The following is a 4174-nucleotide window of genomic DNA, read 5'->3' on the forward strand; positions in this document are numbered from 1 at the left end:
GTGCGCTGGAAATCATCACCCGAAACAACAGAATCACTGTGTCGTTCAACACACCGATCGCCGACAACTACTCCCAAGTCTATCCGCTTCTTATCCATGAGAGCAACGCTTCGGTACTGAAACAGCTCCATGAGGCGGGCTTCTCGATGAGCATGACGAAAAAAGGACTGGAAGTGTCGAAGTATTAACCTCAAATAATCGCGCAATGAAACGCTATGAATTTTATCGGAATCAAAAAATTACTGTCATAGATTGCCGGTATTTCAGTTTTGAAGCCGAGAATCTCGAAACGGCAGTCCAGAAGATCAAGGATCTATGTGCTGACGGTCAACTCGATGAACTGTCAAATGATCCGACCTATCAGGAAGATGCTGCTTATCAGATTCCCGGAACGGAATATCCACTGGATATAGAAAACAATAATGGAGATCCTACGGTTATGATTTACTCGGCCGCAGACGGAAACTGCATCACGGACAACCTTCCGAAGAGAAGTATCAAATGCTTGTCGATGCCTGCGAGGCGTGGTGGAACAGACAATTCGCAGAGGAGCAAATCCGAATCCGGAAAGAGTCTGCCCAATGAATACCCGGAACAAACCCGATCTGCATTGCGGACCCCGACCTGATGTCCGCAGAAATACAATAACTCAAACCAAGAACATTTTAATGAACGAAACCATGAATTTACACGAATATTACCGTAACCATAAGGACGCGATCAACGCGTCGATTATGGATATTGCCTGCGATCTGGCCGTCGGACGGCTGCTGAACGCACACGGTGCACCTTTCGAAACATTCGTCGAAGCCGATGACCCCGACGATCCCGACGGCGGAACCCATTACAAGGAGGAATATCAAAAGGAATACGATACGTATTACGATAAGGAGTACGCCCGTGTCGCAAAGCTGATGAAATTCGACTATTGCCAAGAGGACGGAGTCGCGGCTTCGCCTGAAGATACGAACACCTAAACCATATACTTATATGATCGATATTCCTTTGTCCCTGCGCGTTCCACCGCAGGGATGCTATAACCGCGGTATTTATACCTGTTATGAATGTGATTTCGAACCGCCGCACTATACGTAGTACCTTGCATGCTGGGCCTTGCCGAGACCTCTGCCGGTACGATGGTCGTCTGGGAATGTCCCCGGTGCGGTCAGAAATGGATGTTTCACTATCGGGCCCAAAATTCCCGTGAAGCTCACGATTACGCCGCCCAGCTCCTCGCTTACCGCACTGGCGATCCCGATTGGCGTATGACGCTGAATCCCGACTGGATTGCGGTGCCGCGGCAGAAAAAAGAGTAACCCTAAAACCTGATCCAATGAAAATCTTTGAAAGAATCACAAAACGCTATGCGCTTCAGAATTACTATCTGCGGCGCAATTTCTATTGGCCGGATACGCTGCCGGAGATTCTCGATTATTGGCAGCAGCACAATGACCTGCCATTCCTCTACGGCGGCGATAACTGGCCGTATGATGCAATGTGCGAGCGGCAGCGCCGCAAGGGCGTCTATGCTTCGCAATACCTGACACCCGACCGCACGGCCTGCCAGATGGCGGCACTGGCCGTGCGATATTTCGACAATGACAGCCGTATCGTGGACGCCTGCTGCGGCACGGGGCAACTTACGCGCGCCCTGCTCCTCGAGGGCGTGCATCCGTCGGCGCTCCTCGGCTTCGATGCCGATGCGGAGCTGGTTGATCTATACGAACGCCTCTACCCCGAAACTGCTGCGCTGCGGATGCAATTTCATGAGATCGACTTCCGCTGCGAGAACGTCATTGCCAATCCGCCGTTCGAGATTGTGGAGTGTGTCTACTTCCTGCAATGGCTCTCCCGCACGCAACGCTCGGGCGATCGTGCCGTGCTGCTTCTGCCGTACGGCTTTATCGACAAGCAGCGTCCCAAAGCCGTACAGGAGACGATGCGGCACTTTATCATCCACCACCGGACACCCATGCAGGAGCCGTTCGCACGCACTGCCTGCCGTGCGGAGATCGTCGTAGTGGAACGGGCGTAGTGCATTCCGACTCGGGGAGAACCCCGCGTCAATGTTAAAATTTTATGTCATGAAACGAACTGAAGTGGTAAACATTCATTATGCAGCATGCGATGTTTAATCGGCCGTGCCGGCCATGGTGAAGACGGTTATTTCGGGAATCCTTTTCGGCTGCTGCCGGGCATGAGCCGCGGTGCTACTTTGGACCGCTACCGCAGTTATTTTTACGGACGCCTGCGTACCGATCCTGAGTTTGGGCAGCGTATCCATGCTTTGAAAGGCAAACGCTTGGGATGCTTCTGTAAGCCTTATCCCTGTCATGGGGATATTATCAAGGAATATCTCGATACCTTGGACGATGAATAAATCGGTTAGGAAGGTCATATGCCCGGCGGCATTGCTATTCCGGGATTTTTTCCGTAATTTTACTGGGTATTCAGTATCGTCCGTTTTATGAACGAACACCCGGCAACTCTTCTGCGCTGTGTCGTGGAACGTATCACCTATCAGAATCCCGAGAACGGATACTCGGTGCTGAAGGTCAAGGTGAAGGGCTATAACGACCTTGTCACGCTCGTGGGTAACCTGCTGGAGGTTCCCGTGGGCAGCGTTCTTCTGTGCCGCGGCGAATGGAAGGTGGACAAACGCTACGGCAGCCAGTTCGTCGCCGCGACATGGGAGGAGACGATGCCCGCCACGGTGTACGGGATCGAAAAATACCTCGGCAGCGGATTGGTCAAGGGCATCGGCCCGCGGTTCGCCCGGGCTATCGTCCAGCGATTCGGAACGGAGACCATCGACATCATCGAGACGGACATCGAACGGCTTTACGAAGTTCCGAACATCGGGCGGAAGCGTGTGGCGAAGATCCGGGAGAGCTGGGAGAAGCAAAAAGATATCAAGAATGTCATGCTCTTCCTGCAGGGCTACGGCGTGAGCACGGCCTATGCTGCGAAAATCTACCGGGAATACGGCAAGGAGAGTATCGACAAGGTGAAAGAAAATCCCTACCGCCTTGCCGACGATATCTGGGGTATCGGCTTCAAGACCGCCGACGGCATCGCCGCAAAGATGGGCTATGAGAAAGAGGACCCGCGGCGATGCCGGAGCGGCATCCTCTATACGCTGGGACAACTCTCGGACGAAGGACATGTCTACGCCGGGGAGGAACAGTTGGTAAAGGCTGCGGGGCAACTTCTCGAAGCCGGCGAAATCTCTATCCGGGAGGTTCTGGAGCAGATGATCCGATCCGACGACCTTATTCTCGATAAGGATGCCATCTACCTTCCTCCGTTCTACCATGCCGAGTGCGGTACGTCGCGTCGCCTGAGAGATTTGGCAGAGAGTACGGGCCGTTCGTTGTTCGACGGGCTTTTCGATCCGTCGTCCCTCACCGCGGAAACCGGCATTGAATACGACGAAGTTCAGCTTGCGGCTATCCGGCAGGCCGTCACGTCCAAAGTCATGGTGTTGACCGGCGGCCCCGGTACGGGTAAGACGACTACGACGCAGGGAATTATCGCGGCCTTGAAAAAAGCCGGCCTGCGCGTGCTGCTGGCGGCACCGACGGGACGTGCTGCCAAGCGTATGAGCGAGGCGACGGGCATGGAGGCCAAGACCATCCACCGGCTGTTGGAGTACAACCCGCAGGACGGCTACAAGCGCAACGACGAGAACCCGCTGGAAGGCGACGCGCTGATCGTGGACGAGTGTTCTATGATCGACATCCTTTTGATGAACAACCTGCTGAAAGCCGTTCCCGTGGGGATGCGGCTGGTGTTCGTCGGCGACATCGACCAGCTGCCGAGCGTCGGGGCGGGAAACGTCCTGCGCGACATCATCGACTCGCAGCGTATCCCCGTCGTGCGGCTCGTGCGCATCTTCCGGCAGGCGCAGAAGAGCCGTATCGTGATGAACGCCCACACCATCAACCAGGGACGCTTCCCCGATACGAGCAACGGCCGCGACACCGACTTTTTCTTCATGCGGGAGGACGACCCCGAACGGGCCGCCGAAACCATCGTCCGGCTGGTGAAGGAGCGCCTGCCCCGCGCCTACCGGGAAAGTCCGGACCGTATTCAAGTACTTACGCCGATGCAGCGGGGCGTCGTGGGCGCCGCGAACCTGAACCTGCTGTTGCAGCAGGCATTGAATCCTTCG

The 4174-nt window shown here is 55.0% G+C and carries 5 protein-coding genes and 1 pseudogene; all 6 read left to right on the top strand.

All coding sequences use genetic code 11. From position 1 onward, the window contains the following. The coding region (locus DW189_RS13680) for a hypothetical protein (protein ID WP_117508558.1) at positions 1-188 on the top strand (188 nt) is incomplete at its 5' end. 17 nt (positions 189-205) lie between these two features. Then, entirely contained in the window at positions 206-628 is a 423-nt protein-coding gene (locus DW189_RS13685; RefSeq protein ID WP_019151264.1) for a hypothetical protein, read from the top strand. 52 nt (positions 629-680) lie between these two features. Then, positions 681-977 carry a hypothetical protein gene (locus tag DW189_RS13690; protein WP_026318695.1) on the top strand — a complete coding sequence of 99 codons (297 nt, stop codon included), beginning with the start codon at positions 681-683 and terminating at the stop codon, positions 975-977. Between the two features lie 356 nt (positions 978-1333). Then, the gene (locus tag DW189_RS14500; RefSeq protein WP_141417855.1) at positions 1334-2035 is read left to right on the top strand and encodes a methyltransferase domain-containing protein; all 702 of its coding nucleotides are present in this window, start codon (positions 1334-1336) and stop codon (positions 2033-2035) included. 49 nt (positions 2036-2084) lie between these two features. Then, positions 2085-2368, top strand: a pseudogene (locus tag DW189_RS13705) (DUF4326 domain-containing protein); the annotation flags it as partial. Positions 2369-2467: 99 nt separating this feature from the next. Then, a partial coding sequence (locus tag DW189_RS13710; protein ID WP_117508575.1) for an AAA family ATPase occupies positions 2468-4174 on the top strand: 1707 nt, incomplete at its 3' end.

Source organism: Alistipes sp. AM16-43, assembly GCF_003435745.1.
Taxonomy (GTDB): domain Bacteria; phylum Bacteroidota; class Bacteroidia; order Bacteroidales; family Rikenellaceae; genus Alistipes; species Alistipes onderdonkii.